The 24,652-nt window shown below is 48.4% G+C and carries 15 protein-coding genes; 3 read left to right on the forward strand and 12 right to left on the reverse strand.

Translation table 11 applies throughout. From position 1 onward, the window contains the following. Nucleotides 1-42 precede the first annotated feature (42 nt). The 7 genes from V7S65_RS18605 to V7S65_RS18635 all read right to left on the reverse strand — a co-directional run bounded on the left by V7S65_RS18605 (nt 43) and on the right by V7S65_RS18635 (nt 13,395). Nucleotides 43-1,551, reverse strand: coding sequence for a TlpA family protein disulfide reductase (locus V7S65_RS18605; protein WP_336387527.1), 1,509 nt, complete (start codon nt 1,549-1,551; stop codon nt 43-45). 9 nt (nt 1,552-1,560) lie between these two features. Further along, nucleotides 1,561-2,910 carry a RagB/SusD family nutrient uptake outer membrane protein gene (locus V7S65_RS18610; protein WP_111576875.1) on the reverse strand — a complete coding sequence of 450 codons (1,350 nt, stop codon included), beginning with the start codon at nt 2,908-2,910 and terminating at the stop codon, nt 1,561-1,563. 10 nt (nt 2,911-2,920) lie between these two features. Then, on the reverse strand, nt 2,921-6,472 hold the full coding sequence (locus V7S65_RS18615) for a SusC/RagA family TonB-linked outer membrane protein (protein ID WP_336387528.1): 3,552 nt from the start codon (nt 6,470-6,472) through the stop codon (nt 2,921-2,923). A gap of 276 nt (nt 6,473-6,748) precedes the next feature. Further along, nucleotides 6,749-7,912 carry a FecR family protein gene (locus V7S65_RS18620; protein ID WP_336387529.1) on the reverse strand — a complete coding sequence of 388 codons (1,164 nt, stop codon included), beginning with the start codon at nt 7,910-7,912 and terminating at the stop codon, nt 6,749-6,751. 102 nt (nt 7,913-8,014) lie between these two features. After that, the gene (locus V7S65_RS18625; protein ID WP_079469568.1) at nt 8,015-8,602 is read right to left on the reverse strand and encodes an RNA polymerase sigma factor; all 588 of its coding nucleotides are present in this window, start codon (nt 8,600-8,602) and stop codon (nt 8,015-8,017) included. A 130-nt stretch (nt 8,603-8,732) separates the two neighbouring features. Next, complete coding sequence (locus V7S65_RS18630; RefSeq protein WP_336387530.1) at nt 8,733-10,346, reverse strand: RagB/SusD family nutrient uptake outer membrane protein; 1,614 nt, start codon at nt 10,344-10,346, stop codon at nt 8,733-8,735. A gap of 40 nt (nt 10,347-10,386) precedes the next feature. Then, nucleotides 10,387-13,395 carry a SusC/RagA family TonB-linked outer membrane protein gene (locus V7S65_RS18635; protein WP_336387531.1) on the reverse strand — a complete coding sequence of 1,003 codons (3,009 nt, stop codon included), beginning with the start codon at nt 13,393-13,395 and terminating at the stop codon, nt 10,387-10,389. Nucleotides 13,396-13,658: 263 nt separating this feature from the next. On the opposite strand from V7S65_RS18635, the gene V7S65_RS18640 reads away from it, so the two are divergent. The 3 genes from V7S65_RS18640 to V7S65_RS18650 all read left to right on the forward strand — a co-directional run bounded on the left by V7S65_RS18640 (nt 13,659) and on the right by V7S65_RS18650 (nt 17,648). Then, nucleotides 13,659-15,026: a 3-keto-disaccharide hydrolase gene (locus V7S65_RS18640; protein ID WP_111576880.1), complete on the forward strand. Its 1,368-nt coding sequence runs from the start codon at nt 13,659-13,661 to the stop codon at nt 15,024-15,026. 114 nt (nt 15,027-15,140) lie between these two features. Beyond that, nucleotides 15,141-16,931 carry a DUF885 domain-containing protein gene (locus tag V7S65_RS18645; RefSeq protein ID WP_336387532.1) on the forward strand — a complete coding sequence of 597 codons (1,791 nt, stop codon included), beginning with the start codon at nt 15,141-15,143 and terminating at the stop codon, nt 16,929-16,931. Nucleotides 16,932-17,291: 360 nt separating this feature from the next. Continuing rightward, complete coding sequence (locus V7S65_RS18650; RefSeq protein WP_079469573.1) at nt 17,292-17,648, forward strand: MmcQ/YjbR family DNA-binding protein; 357 nt, start codon at nt 17,292-17,294, stop codon at nt 17,646-17,648. On the opposite strand, the gene V7S65_RS18655 is transcribed toward V7S65_RS18650, so the two are convergent. The 5 genes from V7S65_RS18655 to V7S65_RS18675 all read right to left on the reverse strand — a co-directional run bounded on the left by V7S65_RS18655 (nt 17,649) and on the right by V7S65_RS18675 (nt 24,384). Next, the gene (locus V7S65_RS18655) at nt 17,649-18,431 is read right to left on the reverse strand and encodes a sulfite exporter TauE/SafE family protein (RefSeq protein WP_336387533.1); all 783 of its coding nucleotides are present in this window, start codon (nt 18,429-18,431) and stop codon (nt 17,649-17,651) included. Nucleotides 18,432-18,705: 274 nt separating this feature from the next. Next, entirely contained in the window at nt 18,706-20,043 is a 1,338-nt protein-coding gene (locus V7S65_RS18660) for a Gfo/Idh/MocA family protein (protein WP_336387534.1), read from the reverse strand. 488 nt (nt 20,044-20,531) lie between these two features. Further along, the gene (locus tag V7S65_RS18665) at nt 20,532-21,899 is read right to left on the reverse strand and encodes an alkaline phosphatase family protein (protein WP_079469576.1); all 1,368 of its coding nucleotides are present in this window, start codon (nt 21,897-21,899) and stop codon (nt 20,532-20,534) included. 119 nt (nt 21,900-22,018) lie between these two features. Beyond that, entirely contained in the window at nt 22,019-23,230 is a 1,212-nt protein-coding gene (gene eboE / locus V7S65_RS18670; protein ID WP_336387535.1) for a metabolite traffic protein EboE, read from the reverse strand. Continuing rightward, nucleotides 23,230-24,384 carry a 3-dehydroquinate synthase gene (locus tag V7S65_RS18675; protein WP_336387536.1) on the reverse strand — a complete coding sequence of 385 codons (1,155 nt, stop codon included), beginning with the start codon at nt 24,382-24,384 and terminating at the stop codon, nt 23,230-23,232. The genes eboE and V7S65_RS18675 overlap by 1 nt, the downstream gene beginning before the upstream one ends. Between the last annotated feature and the right edge of the window lie 268 nt (nt 24,385-24,652).

A 24,652-nucleotide genomic window follows, 5' to 3' on the forward strand; every position in this document is an offset into this window, starting at 1 on the left:
CATGGGTATGATCTCCTGCTGCATTTTTTGCCTGGCCTGTTTTTACCCTTCGGTCAGTAATTTATCCAACAGCGCTTTCAGCTCAGGATTAGAAGGCCGCAGCGCATCTGCACTCACAATTTTACCATCGGGCCCAATCAGTATAAACCGCGGAATAGCATTGATATTGAATTTCTGAACGAAATCGGATTGAAAATCTTTATCTGCCAATAACTGTATGCCTTTCAGGTTTCCTTTCTGCACAAAATCCTTCCACTTCTGTTTGTCTGCGGTTTTGTCTACCGACAGGCTCACAAACCGGATCTTTTTGTGTTCATACAGCGCTTCTATCTTCGACAGATGCGGGATCTCCATTTTACAGGGGCCGCACCAGGTAGCCCATACATCTATATAAACATATTTCCCGCGTAAATCTTTCAGGGAAACTTTTTTGCCGCTCACATCTTCATAAGAAAAATCAGGCGCAGGGGTGTTATCGCTGTAAGTATTGGCGTTACTGTATATTTCCCGGATTTCTTTCAGGTAAGCGGGATGTTTTGTGCCGGCGATATAACTTTTATACAAACTATCGCGCACCGGTTTATCCTTCAGCATTTTCAGGGCATTCCGGGTGCCGGTATACGTGTAGTATTGCAGCATAAAAGAGTCTTTGATTTCACCTTTTGAAATATACAGTCCCATCATGGTCCGTATATTATTATCTTCTATCGATGCTTCAAATAAATGCCTGTACTTTGAGTACTGGATGGTAGACAGGTACTGATCCAGCACCTGCCTGTACCAGGCGGATTGTTGAAACAATGCAGCGTCATTCTTATCCCAGTCGCTCACCGTTAGTTTATCCAGCTGCGCACGTTCCGTGCTGTCAAGCCTTTTCACCCGCATAGCGCGGCCGGCGTCCTGCATGCGCCGCTGGAAGGCGGTATCTTTCCTGTCGCCGGTTTCCATCAGTTTATAAAAAGCCGCCTGCTTCTCCAGGTCTGTTCCATAATACAGGCTGTAGTGGGCCAGCACATATTTGCCATAGTACGCCAGGTCCTTACCGGCCATCTCCCGGAAAAATGCGCTGGGCGATTGGTCGAACGAGTGCTGCCCGTCTTTTACAAAAGCATCCATCTTACCGATAAATACCGGAACAGGGGTATATAAAGCTTCCTGTCCAAGCATCTGCTCCGGATCAGTGGCTACATATTGAGACAATGCTTTTCGTGCGTCTGCAGTGGCATTGTTTTCAAAGCTGCCTTTGCCGCTGAAACGGTAAGTACTATCCGGCCCCAGCGCAATCTGAAGCTGGTAGCCCGGCTCCAGGTACACCTGTCCTACGCCGGTCAGGGAATAAAACCCCTTTGCAGGTAAGGTTACTTTGGTATCAAAGGTGCCGTCTCCATTTACGGGGATCAGCAGATCGGCGCCGGTCATGTTTTTCAGGTGCAGCGGCGTAGTGATGTCGCTGCCACTCAATTTCCCGGAAAGAGTAGTGGTCTGTTTCTGCGCAGCAGCGGTTGTAAACAGCAGTGTGCAGGGTATCAGTGCAAGAATAATATTTTTCATATAAGATGTTTAACGGTCATTTAATTGCATGTCTGGATTAAATTGCTGTACGCGGGCAGGGATCTGGAAAACATACTTTTTGCTGCCTGGTTCCAGCGTACCTTTTAAGGCGCCGGTGCTGTTCACCCTGCGCTCTACCAATGGTATGCGTCCTTCGCGGTCGAGGCGCTTCATGTCCATCCAGCGTTGCCCGCGGAAGGCCAGTTCCCTTCTGCGTTCCTCCAGCACTTTCTTCAACGCATCTTCTTTGCCGGTAGCAGTTATGGGTGTATAGGCATCTGGTTTGAACCGGTATTTCCGCAGCTCATTTATCACGTTCATAGCGGCTTCGGTTTGATTGGCACGTGCCAGTACTTCCGCTTTTGTCAGGTACATTTCCTGGAACGTAGTGCCAAAATTGGCATAGCCGTTTGAACCGGAAAAGTAATAGTCATCCGGAAAGTCGTCAAGCGCATAGGTGAGCAACAATTTACGGAGATCACCGGCTTCGTATAAATTACTCAGCGCATGCTGCATGCCCATCATAGAAGGGATGGTATAATCCGGAGAGCCGCGTTGCCAGAGTACTTCCGGGCTCAGGTCTGTAGGCGGAAATGAGTAAGGGTCTTCGTAATCATTATAATTGATCATGCTATGCGGCGCGGTTAATGCCAGGTCGGTATACTTCTTCGTGTTATCATAATCCTGCATGTAGAGATAGATCCTTGCGAGCAAACTATATGCAGCATATTTGGTAGGCCGGTACTTGTTGAGGTTTGTGAGCGGCAGCGATGCTATGGCATCTGTAACATTGGTGATGATAGTGTCCAATGTTGTTTGTACGGAAGACCGTGGCGGTGTTTTATCAGTTACATTCGTGCTTCTTACCAGCGGTAAACCCGGGTCGTTGGCAGCCGTTGCCGGATTATAGGCTTTTGCAAACAGAGTTAGCAACATGAAGTAACAATCGGCGCGGATCACCAGCGCTTCAGCCAGTGTGGAAGCACGGGCGGCTGGTGTGCCATCTGTGGTAGCCATCACATTATTGATGATCACATTGGTATTGTAAATCGTGTTATACAGATCGCCCCACGCAGCCGGACTTTCTTTTTCATTCTGGTCAATACCAGGACGCCAGTAATAAGCATTGGCTGCAGGTACAGTGCTCAGGTCATCAAATTCCTCATAATAATCGTCGGTACAATACAACAATGCAGCCGGGAAAGTAAGGGTCATTGGCCTGGAATTCAGCATCAGCTGGTAATCGCTCAGTTTCTCCGGAATCACGATCCCCTTTGGCTTTACTTCCAGGAACTTGTCACAGCCGGAGAAACCAGCTGTGGCAAGCAAAAGGACAAAGACAATATTGATTGATCTCATAGATGAATGATTAGAAGTTAGTAAAAAGGGAAATGCTGTAAAGTGGTCGTTGCGGCAATTGACGTACGCCACTGGTCCGGTCTATCGCTTCCGGATCAATATCATTTCCGCTGAAAGTATAATAGAACAGGTTCTGTCCCTGTAACCGGATCTGTGTTTGGCTAAGTCCCATCCGTTTTAGAAAATCAAACTTTGGGTTATAGGTAATGATCAGGTCGCGCAGGCGGATATAATCCGCCCGGCGCACAAACTGTGATGCATACTGGTAACCGTAACGGGCATACGAAGGGAAATAGAACGGATCCTGTGCCCTGCCGGGTGTTAGCCCGGGGATATTGGTATAAAGCTCATCACCGGCTTTTTTCCAGTAATTGGAGGAGCCTTCCAACAGGGATGTACTGTAAGTAGTGATGTTCACCGGATTGGGTTGTTCCACCCGCATCACATGACCACCGTAATACATGAAGAGAAACGACAGGTCAAAGGCGCCTACGGAGAACTGGTTATTAAGGCCCAGTACATATTTGGGCGTAGTGGTGCCGTTGTAGACCAGGTCTTCAAATGCTACATCCTCCACTGCATTGCCGTAAAAGTCCAGGATATGCCGGCCCCCCTTCCTGTCATACACAAAAGGTTTACCCATATCCGTTAGCCCCCCGTAATTATAGCTGAATAACGCATCCATTGGATACCCCTGCCGGTTAATGCGGCTGCTGGTGATATACTCTGAGTTATCGTATTCAGTGGCTTTTACGGCCAGTACTTTGTTATTGTTCAACGATGCGGTAAGACTGGTACGCCACTCGAACCGGCGGTTTTGTACATTCACGGTGGAAATCAGCAGGTCTATACCGCTATTGCGGATAGTAGCCGTATTCGCATTGTACTGGTTAAAACCGCTGGTTGGATCAGCATCATATTGGCCAAACACATCTCCTGTTCTTTTATAGTAATAATCCACGGAACCAAACAGGCGGTTGTTAAAGAATCCATAGTCCAGGCGCAGGTTGTAAGTACGTGTTGTTTCCCAGCGCAATGATTGGTTTTCCGGTGTCATCACATAAAAAGATGGCTGGGATATCTCAAATACATTGTTCAGCTGCGACGCCAGGATCAGGAAAGGACCGTTGTTACTCACCGGCACATTTCCATTGAAACCAGTAGTAGCATTCAGTTTCAGCTCACTGATCCAGGTGTTATCTTTCAGGAAATCTTCCATATGCAAACGCCAGGCGGCACCGGCCGACCATAACGGACGGTACTTATATTTGGGATCCACCCCAAACAGGTTGGACTGGTCGATACGGTAACTACCGGTAACAATATATTTACTGTTGTAGATATAGGTGCCTTGTGCATAATAGGAAAGAAAACGACGGTCGGCACTGGTTTCATTCACATAATCCTTTATAGTAAGACCACCGCCGAACTGGGATACATCCGGAAATACAGGGTTGGTATAAAGGCTCGCACGTTGCAGGTTAACGGGTCTGCTGATCAGCGATTGCCCATCATACCCGAAGTAACTGTTAAGATAGCTGTCGTTAGTGGTTTTTCGCTGTTCAGCACCCAGGATACCCGACATTTCATGCCGGCTGTTCGCGGAGCGTTTATCAAAATTCAGTTGCGCACGCAGGGTGTAGTTTACCGCTTTCTGATCTGTTCTCCGGAGAATGTTGCCTTGCGGAATGTCAACAAACAAAGGTCTTCCATTGGGATCTTTGGTGGCTTTAAGGTTTAGCAGCCTGCGCACTGTATAGGATTGTTCATCCAGGAAGTTGTCCTGGATTCCTTGCTGCCGTTCATAATTGCCACCTACTTCGGCCGACATCCAGTCGGTGATTTTTCCTTCCAGGCGGGCCTGCACGCGAAACGCATTGGTGTTGATCTTAGTCGTATTGGCAGTGAGTTCACGGTACGGATAATAAAGCTGGTCGTACAACCCTAGTGCAATGAGCCGGTCGTTCCGTTGACGGTTAACCCCATAGTTCAGGTAGTCCCTGTTAACTCCCTGGGCTACCGCCAGCGGATTACCGTTGGCATCCGCCAGTTTTTCATAGGGATAAAAATCATTTATGGGAGCAGTGGTACCTTTTTCAGATTCAGCATGTGAATACACACCGCGGAAGTCCATTTTCAGGCGGTTGGAAAACTGGTAGGTATTGGCAAAATTCAGGATCAGCTGGTTGTTCTTCGATCCCACATTCACCGGTTGCTCCGCAATGTAATTCACGCCCAGCAGGTAAGTGCTTTTTTCGTTTCCTCCGCTTACATCCAGGTTAAGGTTAGTAGCCTGGCGTGTACGGAAATAGAGGTTTTCGTATTCCTGCGTATTATCGTAGCTACCCAGCGAATCCAGTCTTTGCCGTGCTACCTCCGCAGTAATGCGTTTTTGCTGCTCATCGAAGAGAATGGCATAGGCAGGAGGCATAGGCCGGTCATAAGCGGTATAGCTAATTTCATTGGGATTGGCACGTCTGAACTGTGCTTCCTGTAACGATACAAATTCCTTTGCACCGGCAAACTTCAGGTAGTCAAAGTCGGGCGACTGCTGCAACGCAGTAGTAGCGCGCAAACTGAATTTTGCCTTACCGGATTTTCCACGCCTGGTTTCTACCACAATCACCCCATTGGAGGCACGCACGCCGTAAATGGCGGCAGCAGCGGCATCCCGCAATACGGAAATAGAAACGATATCGATGGGGTTGATGGTGTTAAGATCAATTTCTGTAGGAAAACCATCCACCACTATCAACGGCTTTTTTACGGCGTCAAAGGTGGAAACACCACGGATAGATAATTCCCCTGACTGACTGTTATACACCAAACCAGGTACCTTTCCCTCCAGGCTTTCCAGGAAATTACCGGTAACGGCTACACGCTGATCGTATTCCTTTTGTGTTACTACAGAAGCGGCGCCGGTCAGCTGGTACTTGGGGATCTTTTTGTACCCCGTGGAAATGGTTACATTTTCCAGGTTCCGTACATCTGCCTGAAGGGCAATACGGATATCGCTGCGGCCATTCACCGCAATTTCCTGCTGGATATACCCTATCATTTTTACAATCAGTGTTGCCCCGTCTTCTACCTCACCGCTGAGGAGGAAAGCGCCTCCATCATCGGTAACAGTGCCGCGGGTACTGCCTTTCAGCAGGATGGTCACACCAGGTAAGGGCTCTCCCTTTTCATTGACCACGGTTCCTTTTAAAAGGGCCAGCTGGGCAGCCGCTAAACCGGCCTGGCCGGGATTCGGCGACTGCTGCGGCCGGGGTTTTCCTGTTACAAGGATCGTATTGTTCCGGATCACATATTTCAGCGGCTGTTCCCGGAACGCAAGCTCCAGGAATGCTTCCAGCTGCATGTTGCGCGCATCTACCGTAACCTTCCTGGCATTTTTCAACAGGTCGGCATTATACACCACCAGGTACCCGGTTTGCTCCCTGATCACGGAAAACGCTTTTTCAAGCGGTACATTTTTCCCGGAAAAGGTGATCTGTTGCGCAAAGCTGCCCGCAGTTACATGCAGAAACGCAGCGGTGAGAAGAAGCATGGTTAATTTCATGACTTTCAGTATTGGGATCATCGTTCGGTGTCGTGATCCTTCGATTTTAGTTGACAACCGGCAGCTGTACATAGCTGGGCCTCCGGGGGCATGCGGGCATTGCATACCTTTCCCGGACCGGTTACAAAGAGCATTTAATTGCATAGCTTTGCAATGGTTTAGTTGATGAATAAGCAGTCTTGCGGGACTTGTTTTCTCAGTTAAGCCAATCTTTCACCGGAAGTGCTTCGAACCGCTTCCGGTTTTTTTGTGGCATATGACCTGGTTGATAAAAAATTATGGCATCACTGTCAGCTTTCTTCCTGATAATTTAAAATGCACGCCTGATTCCTGCAGGAATTCCAGTACGTCCTTCAATTCAAGATCCCTTCCCATTTCCCCGCCGAAAGTAATGGCCGGGATATTTTTTTCATACACTACTTCCACATCGTACCAACGGGCAATTTGCCGCATCACCACTTCCAGCGGGGCTTGCTGGAAATTGAAGATGCCGTTTTTCCAGGCAATGGCCTGACCGGTATTCGCATGTGCATCTACTGTAATGGATTGGGCTACCACTGCCTGTTGGCCGGGCAACAATACCTTGTTACCGGTAGCGGCTTTTACCAGGATTTTTCCCTGCAACAGGGTAGCCCGTAATGCCGATTCATCCGTATAGGCGTTTACGTTAAAGCTGGTACCTAACACTTCGATGGCAGTACCCTTATCAGTTTTCACGGTAAACGGTTTGAGGGCATCGGCGGCTACTTCAAAGTAGGCTTCCCCCGTAATCACCACATTCCTTTCCCCTTCCGGAAAAGCAACCGGGTAGCGGATAGAGGATGCGGCATTGAGCCAAACGGTGGTACCATCGGGCAGTATCACCTGGAACCGCCGGCCCCGTGGCGTAGCCACTGTATTGTAGGCAAGCGACGGCGATGCGGCACCATCACGACTGTTGTACAACAGCTGTCCGTTCCGGAGCTTTACATCCGTGTTTCCCTGTTGGGTGATCACCCCGTTTTTCAGGCTGTCCAACACCACCTGCGAACCATCTGCGAGGGTAAGTATGGCGCCTTCCCTGCCTGGCCTGATGATGTTGCCGGGGCGTGCTGCTATTTTCACCGGCGCTTTCTGACGGGTCAGGAAATAAAGCCCCGTGCCCAGCAATAGTAAAACAGCCGCGGCTGCCCACCAGCGCCGCATGCGTACCATTTTCACACGGGAAGGTGTGGCTGTCCGGCGGTTTGCTTCTTCCAATATATAAGTAAACACCGCCTGTTTATCTGCCGGCATTTCGCCGGGGTAGTTGCTTTTTTGCAGTACCGCTTCTATTGCGGCTTCCTGCACATCCACGGCTCTTTCTTCCAGCACCCACTGCCGGAAGCGCTCTAATTCCTCTCCTGTAATACTATCATCCAGGAATTTTTGTACAAGGTGTTGAAATTCGGATGGCAACATAGTTATGCGTTGTTAAAATGTAATAGTACCTGCAGCCGGAAGGTCATTCCAGGTAAAGACAATCAAATAAGCAGGGGTAAGACGTCCGGAAGAAAATATTTTTTACTTGTAGAGGAAAAAGATCACGATTCCCAGTTTACCGGCATTTTTGCCGAGATGTTTGCGAATCGCCAGCAGACAGCGAACCATGTAAGTTTTGGAAGAAACAACGGAAATATTCATGCGACGGGCAATCTCTTCATGCGTTAGTCCTTCCTGCCGGCTTAGCAGGAATACGGTTTGCATTTGTGGTGGTAAATTTTCGATGGCCTGGTGAACAGCCGTTTCCAGTTCTTTATACTCTACCCGTTCCTGCGGCGTTAAATTATTATCCCTGAAATAAGCGTTCAAAAACTCGCTGTTTTCTACCGGCAGTATCTTTTTCTTTAGCTCATTGCGGATTACGTTCCTGGCTACGGTAAACAGCCAGGCATCAAAACGGTCTACCTCCGCCAGCTTTTGCCGGTTCATCCATATCCGGATAAAGATCTCCTGCGTGAGGTCCTGCGCCAGTTCTGCTGATTTGGTAAAATGCAGCGCATTCATATACATCCGGTCCGAATACCGGTCAAATAATACCCGGTATGCATATTCGTCCCCGGCAGCTACTTGCCGGAGCAGTTCCCGCTCGTTATCTGAATTGTAGGACATGCTGAAAAAATGCTACCTCCGAAGTAATTGGTTGATTTCCTGCTAAAAGTAGCAAAAAAGTCAAAAGGGGCTGACCAATTTTTACATTGGTCAGCCCCTTTTGATATTTTTTTTGAGAAAGAAAGAAGTATTAATAGCCCGGATTCTGCGGGAATTCATTAACCGTTCTGTCGATCTGATCCTGCGGAATAGGCCGCAGCACATGTGTGGGTCTTATATTGTTACGGGCCTCATCGTTATGCAGCTTCACCCTTTCCACCAGTTTATGCGTGCGGGTAAGATCAAACCAGCGCAATTGTTCGCCCACCAGTTCACGGCCTCTTTCATCCAGGATAAAATCGATGGTCATGTCGGCAGCGGTTACGGTCATTGCATCGCGGTTAGCCTGTGTTTCTGCAGGGTTAGCGCCAATGCGGGCAGATCTCCAGCGGATCGCATTTACCAGGTCGGCAGCTTCCTGTTTTTTGCCATCCATCATCAGGGCTTCAGCTTCTATCAGGTAAGCTTCTGCAAGACGCATGGCTATAAAGGGTCTTACGCCGGAAGCCTGGTTATCCGGACGAAGGGCATCGGCAAATTTATTCAGGGAAGGATACAGTTTTTCTGTGTACAATCTTGGTGGCACCAGCATATAAGGTTTGCTGGCAATCACTGCATCGGATACATCATAGCCAGGCAGGAATACAGCGGTATCGCCCATTTTCAGGTTGTCCACCGGCGCATTGGTTTTCCACAGGGTAGTGTAGAATTTCTCGTAACGCACATCGTGTACCCTGTCTTTATACAGCGTATCGATCAGGAACTTTGTAGGTCTGAAACGCTTCCAGGGCGTGCCGTTGGGCAAATCGCGCTTCATGCCTTTCAACACATCATACTGCATCAGGAAAAAGCGGCAGGCGTTGTTATCGGGGTAGCCATAAAGCGGATCAGTAGTATACTGCGCTGCCCAGATGGTTTCATCATTATTTTCTTTTCCCTGTGCCCATACCTGTCCTACGTCGGCGAGTAATTTGAACCCGTAGTTTTTAATCACCATGTCGGCGTATTTGGCGGCATTGGCATAGTCGCCGGCCTTTGCCTGCGGAGAAGAGGCGCGGGTCAGGTAAACCCTTGAAAGCAGGTGTTCTGCTGCCGGTTTGGTAGCGCGGCCCCATTCTGCCTGTGTAGCGGGTAGTTCTGCTTCTGCTGCGAGCAGGTCGTTGATCACTGCGTCGTAGATAGCGGATACTGAATCGCGGTACGCTTCTCTTACAATTTCAGCATTTTCGTGCAGGCGTAAGGGTACGGCGCCAAACATCTGCATGAGTACAAAATGATAATGCGCGCGGCAAAACTTTGCTTCGGCCACGCCTTTTTTCTTTACGGTTTCCTCCAGGTCGGGGATCTTGTCGGCCCGGTCTACTACCACGTTACAGGTGTTGATGGTTTGATAGAAACTGTTCCACACTTCCCTTACATGGTCGTAGCGGGAATCCAGCTGTGAAGTATACTGACTTGTGAATTTGAAGTTACCGTCGGAACCATTGGTGACAAGATCGGTACCGGTTTCAGTGAGCGTCATACCGCGTTCTGTACTGTAGAAGTTGCGCATAGACACGTAAGAGCCGTTCACGGCTGTTTGAAAGCCGGATTTGGTATTGTAAAAGTCATCTGTTACGTTGGTCACAATATCTTCATCCAGCATTTTATTGCAGGAGCTGGTACCAACGGCCAGCAGCATGATGAAAGGAACTATATATTTCATAACGTTTTCTTTTAAAGATGTTTAATCAGGACCTGTTGATTTAAAATTTGGCATTCACTCCGAACTGCAGCATCCAGGTGGCTGGTGCATCAATGCCGATCACATTTACGTCTTCAGGATCAACTCCTTTCCAGGTTTGGCGGTAAGGCGCCAGGATCATTGGGTTTTTCACACCTACGTTTACCCGGAGGTCCTGCATGCGCATACGTTTCACCAGTGCGTCGGAGAAGGCGTAGCTGAGTGTTACGTTCCTGATCTTAAAAAAGGAGCCATCAAAATAACTGAGCGACTGGTAGTTGCTGGGTCGTTCCTGGTTGGCATTAGGCCGTGGGAAATCGTTGGTAGGATTGGCCGGTGTGTTGTAGTCGATATTCAGGTTATTATAACGGCCAAACAGGGTATTATAATTCTGGTAGAAATCACTTTTAATCATGCTTCCTATACGTGCAAAAGCAACGATGGATAATTCAAATCCTTTATAGGAGAAGCGCTGGGTAGTACCTGCGGACCATTTAGGCTGTGGAGAACCCAGGATCTGGCGGTCGTTTTTAGCATCAATAAGGGTATCGTTATTTACATCTTCCAGCCTGATTTCACCTGGCTTCAGATTGTACAGTTTAGCCAGTTGGGCATCCTTTTCCTGCCATACACCGATCTTCTTAAAATCATAGTACACATAGGTAGGCTGGCCTACAAACCAGGCATTTCCAATATCGGCAGTTCTGCCATCGCCAAGAGAGAGAATTTTGGAACGGTTGAGGAACAGGTTGGCGTCCATTTTCCAGCTGAACCCATTAGGGTTATCGATGATAGTGGCGCCTACTCCAAATTCAAAACCGCGGTTCTGGGAAGTACCGAGGTTCATGAGCACTTCGTTAAAGCCATTGCTGAACGGGAGCGTTTGCGGCATGAGCAGGTCGGTGGTGCGTTGGTTGTACCATTCTACCACACCGGTGATACGGCCGTTCAGGAATCCGAAATCGATACCAATGTCGGTAGAAGTAGTGGATTCCCAGGTGAGATTGGGATTACGCAGATCGAGCGGTACAAAGCCCAGTACGCCTTTATTTCCGAAGGAATAAGGAATCCTGCTCAGGTTGCCCTGTGTAGCATATGGATTAATACCGGTGTTACCGATGCGGCCAAAGCTGGCGCGCAGTTTCAGGTTATCCAGCACTTGTTGTCCTTTCATCCATTTTTCGTTTACCATGTTCCACGCTCCTGCAATGGAAGGGAAATAACCCCATTTTTTGCCGGGTGCGAAGCGGGAAGATCCATCAGCGCGGAGAGTGAGGGTCAGCAGATAGCGGTCGTCGTATCCATAGTTCAAACGGCCCATATAGGAAAGGATGGTCCAGGAACTCAGACTGCTGGTTACGCCGGTTACATTGAGCGACTGGCCCAGGTTATAATATTGCTGTGTTTCTACCGGGATACCTCTTACGTTGGTAGTGGAAATATCCACGTTCTGACGTTGAACGCTGTATAAGCCGGTAAAGCCGATATTATGTTTTTTGATTTCTTTGTTATAGGTCACTATGTTTTCAATGGTATACGCCATCGTAGCAGCGTTTCCTTTGGAAGCCGTAGCGTCGCCACCGCCAATCAGCAGGTTGGTATTGTTTTTACCCTGGAAGAGGCCATAGTTGTAGTTCTGAACATCCGGGCCCACGTTGAGACGGTATTTCAGGCCATCTATGATTTCCACTTCTGCGAACAGGCTGGTGAAGATGCGGAAGCGTTTCATTAATTCCACGCGGTTACCGGGCACATAATCCAGTAAAGGGTTTGGTTGCTGATTATCGCCGGTGGGATAGGTGATGAGCTTTCCGTTGTCGTCGTAGGGAGCAGCGATGGGCAGCATTTTCAGGGCATTGTCTATCCCATTGTAGGTTTCGCCGTTACGTTCACTGTAGGCGCCTAACAGGGTGGCTCCCACGCGAACGCGGTCGCCGATCATCTGGTCGATGCCTACGTTGAAATTGTAGCGTTCGTAGCTTTGCAGTTTCAGCACGCCCTGGTCTTTAAAGTAGCCCAGGCCTACGGTGTATTTTGTTCTTTCCGTACCGCCGGCTACGCTGAGGCCATGATTTGTTTGGTATCCCGGGGAAATCATCAGATCCTGCCAGTCAACGTTTGTACCTTTCTTGATATTGGCGTATTCAACGGTGTTAAATATTTTCTTGTCGGAGGCGTCGGGGTTGGCATCATCGTATTTGCCGATGGTGCGGTTGGCTTCCCGGCGCATTTCAATGAATCGGTTCGCGTCCATCATGTCGGATTTGCCGAGTTGTTGTACATAACCATAGGAACCGCTGTAGGAAACCACTGGTTTTCCTTCCTTGCCTTTCTGGGTAGTGATGAGTATTACGCCATTGGCGCCCCTGGAGCCATAGATGGCTGTTGCGGAGGCATCCTTCAAAATATCCATCGATTGTATTACTCCCGTACCGATATCGCTGAGGGTACCGGCGTAAGGGATCCCGTCTACTACATAGAGGGGGTCGTTACCGGCCCTGAGGGAGCGGCTGCCGCGGATACGTACGGTGGGTTCATCTCCGGGTTTGCTGCTGTTGTTGAGTACTTCCACGCCGGGAGCGCGGCCCTGCAGGGCCTGTTGCGGGTTGGTAACCGGTACATCCTGGATGGCTTTGGTGCCTACGGAGGAAATGGAGCCGGTTACATCTTTTTTCTTCTGTTGACCGTATCCTACCACCACAATTTCTTCCAGTTTTTTGCGGTCTTCCCTTAAAACTACGGAAACGATTGCACGACCTTTCACGGCTTCTTCATAAGTGTTAAATCCGATGTAGGTAAATACGAGTACAGCGTTGGCGGCGTCTGTAACTTTGAGCCGGAAATGTCCCTGGGCATCCGACTGGGTGCCTGCATTTTTCCCTTTGATAGAAACAGTTACGCCTACCAGTGGTTGCTTCTGAGCATCGAGGATATTACCTTCTACGGTAATTGGGTTGCCTTGTGCCTGGGTGAGTTGGTAAAATAGCAAACATGCTATCATACAGATAAGACGTGAAAAAACTTTTTTCATAACGTAGTTTAATAATGATTGTAGATAAAGAGTATTGCTTTTTGATTTTGGCTGCTGCTACGTGGACACTTTCTGGAAACAAAATAAGATATTTTTACATTGCTGCAATCGTTTGCATGAATATTTTTATTTCTAATTCTGCCAAACCCCATATTGGTCAGATTATCATGTGATTAAAAAATAAAAAATAAGATTAATCTTTTGCAATCGGTTGTAAAAATCATTTTCATTGTTTATTTTGGTCACCTTATTCCGTTTAAGTTATGAAAAAGACGATCCTTTTATTTGGCTCCCTGCTGTGTATGTACGGTAGCCTTTTCGCCCAGAAAGCCCAGTGGCAGCAACTTTTCAACGGTAAAGATCTGAAAGGCTGGAAGCAACTCGGGGGTGAAGCAAAATATAATGTGCAGAACGGCGAAATTGTGGGCACCACGGTGATGAATACGCCTAACTCTTTCCTCGCTACTGAAAAAGAGTACGGCGACTTTATCCTGGAGCTGGAATTCAAGCTGGGCAAGGAATTCAATTCCGGTATCCAGTTCCGCAGCCAAAGCCGGGCCGACTACCAGAATGGCCGTGTATTTGGCTACCAGATGGAAATTGACCCGTCTGACCGTAAATGGAGCGGTGGTATTTATGAAGAAGGCCGCAGAGGCTGGCAGTACCCTATGGAACTGAACCCTGCCGGTCAGAATGCCTTCAAAAAAGACGGCTGGAACAAATACCGTATTGAGTGCCGGGGCAACGAAATGCGTACCTGGGTAAATGGCGTACCTACTGCCCACCTGGTAGATACCGCGCTGCCAAAGGGTTTTATCGCTTTACAGGTGCATAGCATCGGCAAAAATGCAGCAGACGACAACAAAAATATCTACTGGAAAAATGTCCGGCTGATAGAAAACCCGGCTGCCTCCCAGTACTCCCCTTACGACAACATCTACGTTGTTAATAATGTGGATAATACTATTTCCGGCCAGGAAAAGAAAAACGGCTACACGCTGTTATGGGACGGAAAAACCAGCAAAGGCTGGAGGGGCGTGTATAAGAAGAACTTCCCTACCGCCGGCTGGACCATGCAGAATGGAGTGCTTATGATTGGTCATTCCAACGGAGATGAAGAAGGCAGCGGTGGCGACATTGTTACAGAAAAACAATACGGCGCTTTTGAACTGGAATTTAGCTTCAAACTCACGCCAGGAGCCAATAGCGGGGTAAAATACTTCGTGAGCGAATCCTATGAAACAGGTGGCAAATCCGCTATCGGGCTGGAATACCAGGTACTGGACGACGAAAAGCACCCGGATGCCAAGTTGGGACGCGATGGAAACCGCACTTTAGCAAGTCTTTACGACCTCATGACAAGAAAACAGGAAAAACGTGCCATCAACCCTATTGGAGAATGGAACAAAGGTCGTATTATTGTGTATCCAAATAATCACGTAGAACACTGGTTAAATGGATTTAAAGTGTTGGAATATGAGCGTGGTTCCCAGGCTTTCAAGGATCTGGTAGCCATCAGCAAGTATAAAAACTGGAAGAATTTTGGTCTGTGGCCCGAAGGGCACATCCTTTTACAGGATCATGGTAATGAGGTTTCTTTCAAAAGCATTCGAATAAAAATTCTTAAATAATATTTTTTATCTTTTTTTTCATTGTTCACTGTTCTAAATAAGCATTCCGATTCTTCGGAATGCTTTTTTTCTTGGATAAAACGGTAAATTACTACCTGTTCACAACCCATTTATATGAAAATGTTACAACGAAAAGGCTACCTCCTCCTGTCGGGCGCTTTACTGGCGGGGGCTTGTCAGCAACCTGGCGGTCATGGTAACCCGCAGGCCACACAGGATTCCCTGCGTAACCTGGCCACCCGGTACTACAATGAAAGCATGGCCCTGAACCCGCTACAGGCCACCCAGAACGGGGAGAACCAATATAACGACCAGTTGCCGATAGACATCAGTGACAGCTACCGCGCAAAGGCCGATTCTTTCTATGCCAGCTACCAGCAGGCCATTAAGGGTATTGATACGGCGGCACTTTCCGGCAACGACCGTATTACCTACGACATGTTGCAACGGGAATTCAGCATCAACCGGGAAGGACTCACCTTTCACGATAACCTGATGCCTGTGCAGCAGTTCACCTGCCTGCCGCTCACACTGGCGCAACTGGGTTCCGGTTCTTCTGCCCAGCCATTTAAAACGGTAAAGGACTATCAGAACTTCATGCATCGTATGGAGCGTTTTGCCATCTGGACCGACACGGCCATCGCCAATATGCGCAGGGGCATGGCCACCGGCTACGTATTGCCGCAAAGCCTGGTGGTGAAAGTGATTCCGCAGGTAACAGACCTGGCCAAAAAAGATACTGCCAACAACGTATTCTATGCGCCGCTGAAAACGATCCCCGATTCGCTGGATGCCGCTACCAAAGCGGGCCTGGTAAAGGATTATACAGCGTCTATTGAAACCTACATCCTGCCTTCATTTGCAAAGCTGCGCGACTTCATGCAAAAGGAATACCTGCCTAAAGCCCGCACCAGCAGCGGTATTGGCGCTATTCCGGATGGTAAGGCGTTTTATGCTTTCCTGATAAAAAGCTGGACCACCACCGATCTTACTCCTGAAGAAATTTTTGCTTTGGGAGAAAAAGAAGTGGCCCGGATCCGCGGTGAAATGGAAGATGTGAAGAACAGCACCGGTTTCAAAGGCGATCTGCCGGCCTTCTTTGCGTCGGTACGTACGGATAAGAAACTGCGCATCTTTAAAACGCCTGCCGCTATCCTGGATTCTTTCAAAGCCATTGAGGACAAGATCATGCCGGGAGTAAAAAAGATGTACGGTCATCTTCCCAAAACAAAATTTGAAATCCGCCAAACCGAAGCATACCGGGCAGCTTCCGCATCTGCAGAATATATGCAGGGCAGCGCAGACGGTACCCGGCCGGGCGTATTTTACGTGCCTATCCTTGATGCCACCAGCTTTTCGTATACCGGTATGGAATGCCTGTTTTTACACGAGGCTATTCCCGGTCACCACTTCCAGATTTCCCTGCAACAGGAAAACGACTCCCTGCCTAAGTTCCGCCGCTTCTCGTGGATTGGCGCCTATGGCGAAGGCTATGCCCTGTATTGCGAAAGTTTAGGAAAAGAGCTGGGATTATACACCGATCCTTACATGTACTTTGGACGCTTAACGGATGAAATACACCGCGCTATTCGTTTAGTCGTGGATGTTGGTATGCACACCAAAGGCTGGACCCGTGAGCAGGCCATCAAATATATGATGGATAATGAGCCGGTATCCACGCAGGAAGCCACCGCTGAAATTGAGCGCTACATGGCCATTCCCGGCCAGGCGCTTTCCTATAAGATCGGGGAACTGAAGATCCGCGGATTGCGGAACCAGTATACCAAATCGCTCGGCAACCGGTTCAGCTTATCATCTTTTCATGATGAGTTGCTGAAAGACGGCTGTGTGCCGTTGTCGGTACTGGAGCAAAAAATGTCGCGCTGGGCAGCAGCTCAACCCTAGCAATGCCTTGTCCCGTTTGACTTTCGGCTTGTATTACCCCTTCCCGGTGGTAATACAAGCCGAAACTTTTTTGGGGCGCCGGGGATTAAATTTCGATTAATAAAAAAAGCTACATTTCCCTGAAATACGCCCTGGTCCGGGATGAAAAATTTTTCCACCGGAAGGAAAATTCATTTTAACATTCATGATTGGGTTTTATTTCCTATTTTTATAGGGCAGTTTCATTCACTATTTACAGCTTAGATTTACGTTAACCACACATACTTCATATTTTAATATGTTAGTCTGTGCATGTAAACTATTGACACAAGTCGTCCTAAAAAAACGGCCCTAAATAATATTCTTTTAAAACCTGCTGCTATGTTTGATCATACCCTTGATCTGTGCCGGTCACTTCCGGCTGTCATCACTGAACAAAAGTGGGACAATGAGTTGCGCTTTTATGTAGGCGAAAAGCTATTCTGCATGATATCCCTGGATCCGCCTCACCGGGTATCCTTTAAGTGCAGTCAATCGCAGTTTCACCAACTGATTTCAAGACCTGGTATTGTACCGGCTCCTCACCTGGCGCGGTATCACTGGGTACAGCTGAAACAGGAGGATATGCTGCCGACGACCGAACTGGAAACATTCCTGCAGAATGCCTATGAAATTATAGTAAGCTCCCTGCCGCCATTTGAGCAGGAAGCCATCCATAAGATGAAGGCGCATGCCTGATTATTTCCAGATAGTAAAGAAGATATCGTATACCCCAAATACGATAAGGGTAAGTGCAAATAATTTTTCGAGGGCAGGAGTTTTCATTTTCACCGCTGTTTTAGCTCCCAGCCAGGAAGCAGGGAATGCGGTGAGCGACAGCAGCAGCGCGATATTCCAATCTATGTGACCCAGCCACCAGTGCGTTAAAGCGCCGGGTATGGATAAAATAGCCGATAACACTACTGCACAGGCAAGCGCCTGTTTTATGGGCATTTTTAATTTTTTTATAAAGAAGGAACTGAACAGGATACCACCCGCATTTGCCAACAATCCGGATAAGAACCCGATAAATAAAGCGGCTACCACTAACTTACCTGCCGGAACATCTTCACTTATTACTGTTGATTCACTGGTCGATTTCCTGCGCATAAAGGAATACATGAGCGACATGCCTGTGGCCATGATAAAGAGGGCAGTCATGATCATCAGCGTTTTGCCTGGTAAGTAGCTGCTGAGCCACGAACCAATAACGGTGGCCGGAACGCCAAAAGCAGCTCCCAGCAGGATTACCCGTTTGTTAAACAGCTTCTCTTTGCTATACACTGCCGTGGCAGATAGTGTGCTGGTGATTGATGCCGGTAACGGCGACGCCAGTGCGAAAAAAGGATTTACGCCGGCAAAGATCTGCAGGGCCGGTGTGCTGATGGCACTGCCTCCCTTTCCTAATAAACCGGACAAATAGCCTACTACGAGTCCTATCAGCAATACTGACAGGTATTGAGATTGTTGTAAAAATTCCATTCAAATCATTCCTCCGGGAACGCGCAACTTCGTGGTTGGTGTGGTTGGTTATAAAAATTACAGGTAGCTCAAAAGTAGGGGATCGTCATTAATTACTACGATAACTAAAAGTTATGGGGGATAACAAGATATTATATTTATTGTTAGCCTATAAACCCAATAGGAGAAAGGGTTTATGACTTTGTAAAGATAGGGATTCTGAGTAATAGACAACACAATTTTCTTAAGAAATTATGCTTTTTGAGGGCTATTACCCAGAACCCGTTTTACTTATTTATGCTTTCGGTGTCCAGCCTTTTTCATATTCCCTTTCCCACATTTTCATGGCTTCCTTATCGTTGAGGATATGACCATTGGAAGGATCGGTATGAAGGATACGGCCGGTACGTTGCGCGATGTTGCCCAACAGGCAAAGCAGCGTGCTGCGGTAGCCGACATTGATTTCGGAGTTGAGTTTGGCGTTACCGCGGATACTTTCCAGGAAATTGTTGATATGCACGGCATCATAAAACTCACCGGCAGGACTAACGGTGTTGGTTACACTCTGATTGGGATTAGCAGCCTGTTTTACTTCCTTGATCACTTTACCTTTTGTATCGATCAGTTTGTAGCTGTCGCCGCCGGAGTTGTACAGGCTTCCGTTTTCGCCGAACAGGGTAAATCCACGACCACTGCCTTCCAGGTTGAAGGGGCTGCAGCTGCGGCCTTCCCAGGCAATGGCCTTGTTGCCTTCAAACTCGAAGTTCAGGGTTTGTGTGTCTGGTGTTTCCCAATCGTCTTTAGGATAAGCATAGCGCCCACCGGCAGAAGTAACTTTGGTAGGGAATTCCACATCCATAAACCAGCGGAGACAATCCAGTTCATGGGTAGCATTGTTGCAGGTTTCGGAAGTACCCCAGTTCCAGCGCCAGTGCCAGTTGTAGTGAACAATATTATCGAGGTAGTCGCGGCGGGGAGCGGGGCCCTGCCACAGGTCCCAGTCGAGCGTAGCCGGCACCGGGATCTTTTTCCCTATACCGATTGGTTCGCGGTTATTCACGTACCATCCGCGGCCATAATACACTTTACCCAATACGTTTTGTTCTTTTACTTCTTTCACTGCCTGCTGGAGGTTAGGCCAGGAACGGCGCTGGTTTCCCATTTGCACCAGGCGGTTGTGTTTTTTTACCGCTGCCAGCAGGATTTCGCCTTCACCCGGATTGTGGGCGCAGGGTTTTTCCACATACACGTGCTTACCCGCAGCTGTGGCCATAATGGCCGCAGGAGCATGCCAATGGTCCGGGGTTGCTACAATGAGCGCATCAAAATCTTTCCGTTCCAGTAATTTCCGGATGTCTTTAATTACTTCCGGTTTGCGGTTTTGCGCTCCGGCAATGGCTTTAAGCCCTTTGGCGATGGCGCCGTCTTCCACATCGCAAACGTAGCCTATTTCAGCTCCGGGTAGCTTTGCTGCACACTGTGCCAGCCAGTTGCCCCTGGAGTTAACGCCCATTACTCCCAGTACCAATTTGTTGCTGGGGGCATTTTTCCCGAATACGGGAAAATTAAGGATCGTTAATCCGGCTCCCAATCCGGCCATGCTACCGGTTTTGAGAAAATCTCTTCTTTCCATAACGGTGATATTATTTATTCGTTTCAATCGGTTGCATGAATGTAGAAAAATAAATCAGTGATAGGTAGTTTTTTTGATGAGAGGAGGTGGTGCGGTTAGGAATGGAGGTGGGGAGAGGCGGACAATCATATTGTGGATTATCAAATGGAGATGAATTAGCATCGCTGCGGGCATACTTAGCATATGCTTAGCGGATACTTAGCACATACAGTACACTTGCCTTTGACATGGACTAAAGGTGGAGTTGACGTGGAGGGGACGTGGACTTGATCGGTAACTGATTGTTGATCACGGGGTTACAAGCACTTTTTCCGGGCTACTTATACTACTCCGGTAGCCGTAACTCAGTGACTGTGAAGAAGTTATTCCAACGGAGGGAATATTCACCTGTCAACTGGTTCCGGATGTCCAGGAATGTTTGAGATTTACCCGTTATCCCGCTTCAGAAGATGCCGGATGCTTGCCAGGAAGTTATTCCAATGAAAGAATTACTCCCCTGTCAGCTGGTTCCAGATAACCCCGTACACGTCCGTTGCCTGTAATTGCGGCTGCGGAGCGGGCTGAGAACTGATCACCACCGGGTGATAGGCGGGGTTTTCTTCAATCCTGCCGTGAGAACCTTTGATGAGGGTGGCATCGAGGGGGATGACGTTCATCAGGTAGCGGAAACCCAGTTTCTTTTTGAGCAATTTTCCTGCCGCTTTCAGCTTAATAAGCGGATCAGCGGGGTTCATGAACATCTCCACGGGATCATAACCCGGCTTGCGGAAGATATCTACGATTCTGGCGAAATCAGGGGCTTTGTTATCATCCATCCAGTAGTAGTAGGTGAACCAGCTGTTGGCGTCGGCTACAGCAATGAGATCGCCGCTGCGGCTGTGATGAAGATGATGTTCACGTTTGCCTTCCCTGTCCAGCACCAGTTGTACACCCGGCACCTTTTCCAGGATGGACCGTACTTTTTTATAACAGGAGGGATCATTGATATAGATATGCGCGATCTGGTGATCTGCTACGGCGAAAGCTTTGGAGGCGCCTGCATCCAGCAGTTCCAGGCCATTTTCCACACGCAGGGCCAGCAGCCCTTCTGCCCGCAGGATCCTGTTGAGATGCACCGGGTTATTCACATTGGTGATGCCGTATTCCGATAATACAATAGGATCGCAGTTCTTTTGTTGATAGTAAGTGATCAGCTGTTTGCATACCGCATCTATCTCGGCCAGTTCCTTTGCATTTTTTACCGGGTCCTGTCCAAATTTCTGCAGACAGTAATCGAGGTGAGGAAGGTAAATAAACGTAAGGGTAGGATCGTATAGTTTATCGGTGAGGATAGACGCGTCGGCGATCCATTGGCTCGACTTTATGCTGGCCGTTGGGCCCCAGTAATTAAACAGGGGAAACCTGCCAAGTTGTTCGGTGAGATAATCCCGGAGTGTAGATGGAGAAGTGTAGCAATCAGGCACTTTACGGCCATCGGAAAGATAGTTGGGACGGGGAGTAAGCGAGTAATCCACATTAGCGTACATGTTGTACCACCAGCACATCTGCGAGCAGGTAAAGGACGGATCCAGTTTCCTGGCGCGGTCCCATATTTTTGGGGCATCCACCAGTTTGTTGGATTGTTTCCAGAATTTAACTTCCGCATCGGTTCTGTCGTACCAGCCATTGCCTACTATTCCATGCTCACTGGGCCATTCGCCGGTAAGGTACGTGCTCTGTACAGCCGTAGTCACCGCAGGTAACATAGGCATTACGGTGGCCAGGTGCCGCTGTTGTGTATAAGCCTTTAAAAAAGGCAGGTACTCCAGCAAAGAAGAGGAGAGCCCTACTACATCGATTACTACTGTCTTTCTCATATATTCAATCGCCGTTACAATTCCGGCATAAAGCTATAATACCGGGCGCACAATTCCAAGATTGGGCGCCTTACCGGCGTTTACCCGGATAACCGGGAGCGGCATGCAGCAAAGATAACTTATAGCTGCTCCCTGATCCAGTTCAGTTCACGGGAAACGGATAAAGACATCTCCTGTTTCAGGGCGGGTGGTAATACGTCCCAGGTGTATGTTTCCGCCTCCATGTGCTGTGTAAAAGGGTGCCCGCGTTGTATGGCCAGTACTTGTTTTATGTCTTCCTGCGTGGATTGCAGTACACCGAATTTATCCAGGAACACAGGTACATGAAAATGTGAACGCCACTCTGTAACGGCCGGATTGTTTTCATCTGCCAGCGCTTCAGGCAGGTCGGGATAGTGAATAAAGGCGCCGTCCATTCTTTTAGCGATCACCTGGTGCAGGTATACCGGCTCATTGAATTTACGGAAGGCGTCCGTTACTTCCTTGCGTGCGCTGGTATCTGCCGGCATGTCTGCTTTCAGCGCGGCGCTGATCTGCAGTTTACCGATCTTCAATCCATGATGCTGCATACGTTCTATCACACGATGTGGCGCTTCGTATACCAGTGCAAAATGGCAAACGTCGTAACACAGCTGAATATGTGTTTTGATGATGTCGGCTGCTGCCTGGTCATCTTCAATATTAAATTTCTCTTTGATAAACGGGATACCGGCAGGCAGTAAATTTTCGAAATACCAGTTGATATATTCACTGGTATTTTCCATCATGCCATCGGGTTCCGGCTCAATATCCAGGTGCATCAAAGGCCCGCCGCTGCGGTGTGTGCGCACCAGTTGTTCCAGCACCAGCAACATATTCAGCGTGGCGCTTTCTGTGTAAGAATTTTTGTCTTCTTCGCAGCGGTTGCACCAGTGTTTATATCCGAGCGGGTTGGTGGAAATACCTCCTTCCATACCTTCCGGCAGCAAGGCCGCCAGGATCCTGAACAGGCGGATGGTATAAGCCACCCGGTCGGCGCTGGTCCAGTCGGGCGCATGCACCTGGTCTTTTACCACTACATTATGAAAGCCGCCGTAAGGAAAACCATTCATCGTAAACACGTAGCAATCCTCTTCTTTGAGCCACTGCTGAAACGCCTTCAAAGGCGCTTCCTTGCTCAGTTCCAGGCTGGCGGTGTTGGCCAGCCGTAGTCCTATTCCAAAAGGTTTATCCGGTGATACCTGTTGTTTAATGGCAGGTATAAACTTTTTAAGTTGCGCAAAGTGATCATCCCAGTTTTCGCCGGGATGAATATTTGTGCAGTAGGTAAGATGTCCTGCAGCTGTTTTCATTACTGATTATTTTTGCAGATATCTACTGCTTTATATAATAAGTTAAGGTCCATTTCATGCACTTCTTCTCCTTTTCCTACTGCGCGCAGCAGGGAAATTGTTAAGCGGCCGCCAAGATGTTCACGGAATTCTTCCAATCCTGCTACCACCGGGGAAGGCTTACCATCCTGCATTTCCAGCAAAGGATGCCATACCGGCAGTTTCATATTTTTTAATACGGTAAGAATGCGGTGCATATCTGTTTCCGGAAGCCATCCTAACAGGAACGAATATACGCTATCTACCGCAATACCGATAGATACGGCTTCTCCGTGACGTAATTCAAAGTTGGTGAGTTGCTCCAGTTTATGCGCACTCCAGTGGCCAAAGTCAAGCGGACGGGAAGAGCCGCTTTCAAACGGATCACCGGCGCCGCCGATATGCCGGACATGCAGTTCTGCGCAGCGGTAAATCAGGTAGTGCATGGCGGCCATGTCGCCGGCGGTTAATGCCACGGCGTCCTGTTCAATGCGGTTAAAGAAAGCGGCGTCTTTAATAAGGGCTACTTTCACGGCTTCCACCATGCCGGAGCGCCAATCGCGCGGGTCGAGGGTGGTTAAAAATACCGGGTCGTTGAAAACAGCCGCAGGTGGCGCGAAGGAACCGAGGAAATTTTTCTTCCCCTTATAGTTTACGCCGTTTTTCACGCCTACGCCGGAATCGTTTTGCGACAGCACGGTAGTAGGGATCCTGATATGTTTCACGCCGCGGTGTGAGATAGCGGCAGCAAATCCTACCAGGTCGAGCAGGGAGCCTCCGCCAATGCCTATCACATAGGAATGGCGGTCGATGCCATACTTATCAATGGCATCCACCAGGCTGAAAAGCAGGGGCAGATCATTTTTTACCGATTCGCCCCCGGCGATGGTGATAATTTCAGGCGCCAGCTGAAAGCCGCGTACCTGCTGAAAATAGCGATTGATCTGTTGGGTTAGTTCCGGGTGGTGCGTTGCTACGCCCCCATCCAGGATCACGAGTAATTTCTTAACGTATGCACTCTCTGCTTTTGATTCCAGGAAGGTAGCTAAACAGGTGTTGGCAGGATCGAATAAATGACTGCTAAAGAAAACACCGTAAGAGAAGTTGACATCGAAGTTTTGTTGAATATATTCCATGGCTAAATCCGCATCATCTGACTAAAAAAAACTATAGCCTTTAAAAGTACATAGAAAAACGTGATTTTTTACAAAGAAAAAGGCCCCGGGAACGGAGCCTGTTTTTTTGGGGTTAGTCTGTAGAATCAATTTATCGGTATGCAAAGAAATCTGTTTTAAAGGGTTTAAGCTACGGTATAAACCATTATTTTATAAATTGCGTAGTTCTACTGATGTGTTCAAATCATCTGCAAATCCCTTACCAGCAGGCACTCTGCGTAGTTCTCCC

Source organism: Chitinophaga sp. CCNWYY40 (assembly GCF_037483205.1).
GTDB classification, from domain to species: Bacteria; Bacteroidota; Bacteroidia; order Chitinophagales; family Chitinophagaceae; genus Chitinophaga; species Chitinophaga ginsengisegetis.

Excerpts from the sequence above, each read along its gene's own strand:
- V7S65_RS18605 (WP_336387527.1), bottom strand. The coding sequence starts at position 1,551 with ATGAAAAATATTATTCTTGCACTGATACCCTGCACACTGCTGTTTACA.
- V7S65_RS18610 (WP_111576875.1), bottom strand. The coding sequence starts at position 2,910 with ATGAGATCAATCAATATTGTCTTTGTCCTTTTGCTTGCCACAGCTGGT.
- V7S65_RS18615 (WP_336387528.1), bottom strand. The coding sequence starts at position 6,472 with ATGAAATTAACCATGCTTCTTCTCACCGCTGCGTTTCTGCATGTAACT.
- V7S65_RS18620 (WP_336387529.1), bottom strand. The coding sequence starts at position 7,912 with ATGTTGCCATCCGAATTTCAACACCTTGTACAAAAATTCCTGGATGAT.
- V7S65_RS18625 (WP_079469568.1), bottom strand. The coding sequence starts at position 8,602 with ATGTCCTACAATTCAGATAACGAGCGGGAACTGCTCCGGCAAGTAGCT.
- V7S65_RS18630 (WP_336387530.1), bottom strand. The coding sequence starts at position 10,346 with ATGAAATATATAGTTCCTTTCATCATGCTGCTGGCCGTTGGTACCAGC.
- V7S65_RS18635 (WP_336387531.1), bottom strand. The coding sequence starts at position 13,395 with ATGAAAAAAGTTTTTTCACGTCTTATCTGTATGATAGCATGTTTGCTA.
- V7S65_RS18640 (WP_111576880.1), top strand. The coding sequence starts at position 13,659 with ATGAAAAAGACGATCCTTTTATTTGGCTCCCTGCTGTGTATGTACGGT.
- V7S65_RS18645 (WP_336387532.1), top strand. The coding sequence starts at position 15,141 with ATGAAAATGTTACAACGAAAAGGCTACCTCCTCCTGTCGGGCGCTTTA.
- V7S65_RS18650 (WP_079469573.1), top strand. The coding sequence starts at position 17,292 with ATGTTTGATCATACCCTTGATCTGTGCCGGTCACTTCCGGCTGTCATC.
- V7S65_RS18655 (WP_336387533.1), bottom strand. The coding sequence starts at position 18,431 with ATGGAATTTTTACAACAATCTCAATACCTGTCAGTATTGCTGATAGGA.
- V7S65_RS18660 (WP_336387534.1), bottom strand. The coding sequence starts at position 20,043 with ATGGAAAGAAGAGATTTTCTCAAAACCGGTAGCATGGCCGGATTGGGA.
- V7S65_RS18665 (WP_079469576.1), bottom strand. The coding sequence starts at position 21,899 with ATGAGAAAGACAGTAGTAATCGATGTAGTAGGGCTCTCCTCTTCTTTG.
- eboE (WP_336387535.1), bottom strand. The coding sequence starts at position 23,230 with ATGAAAACAGCTGCAGGACATCTTACCTACTGCACAAATATTCATCCC.
- V7S65_RS18675 (WP_336387536.1), bottom strand. The coding sequence starts at position 24,384 with ATGGAATATATTCAACAAAACTTCGATGTCAACTTCTCTTACGGTGTT.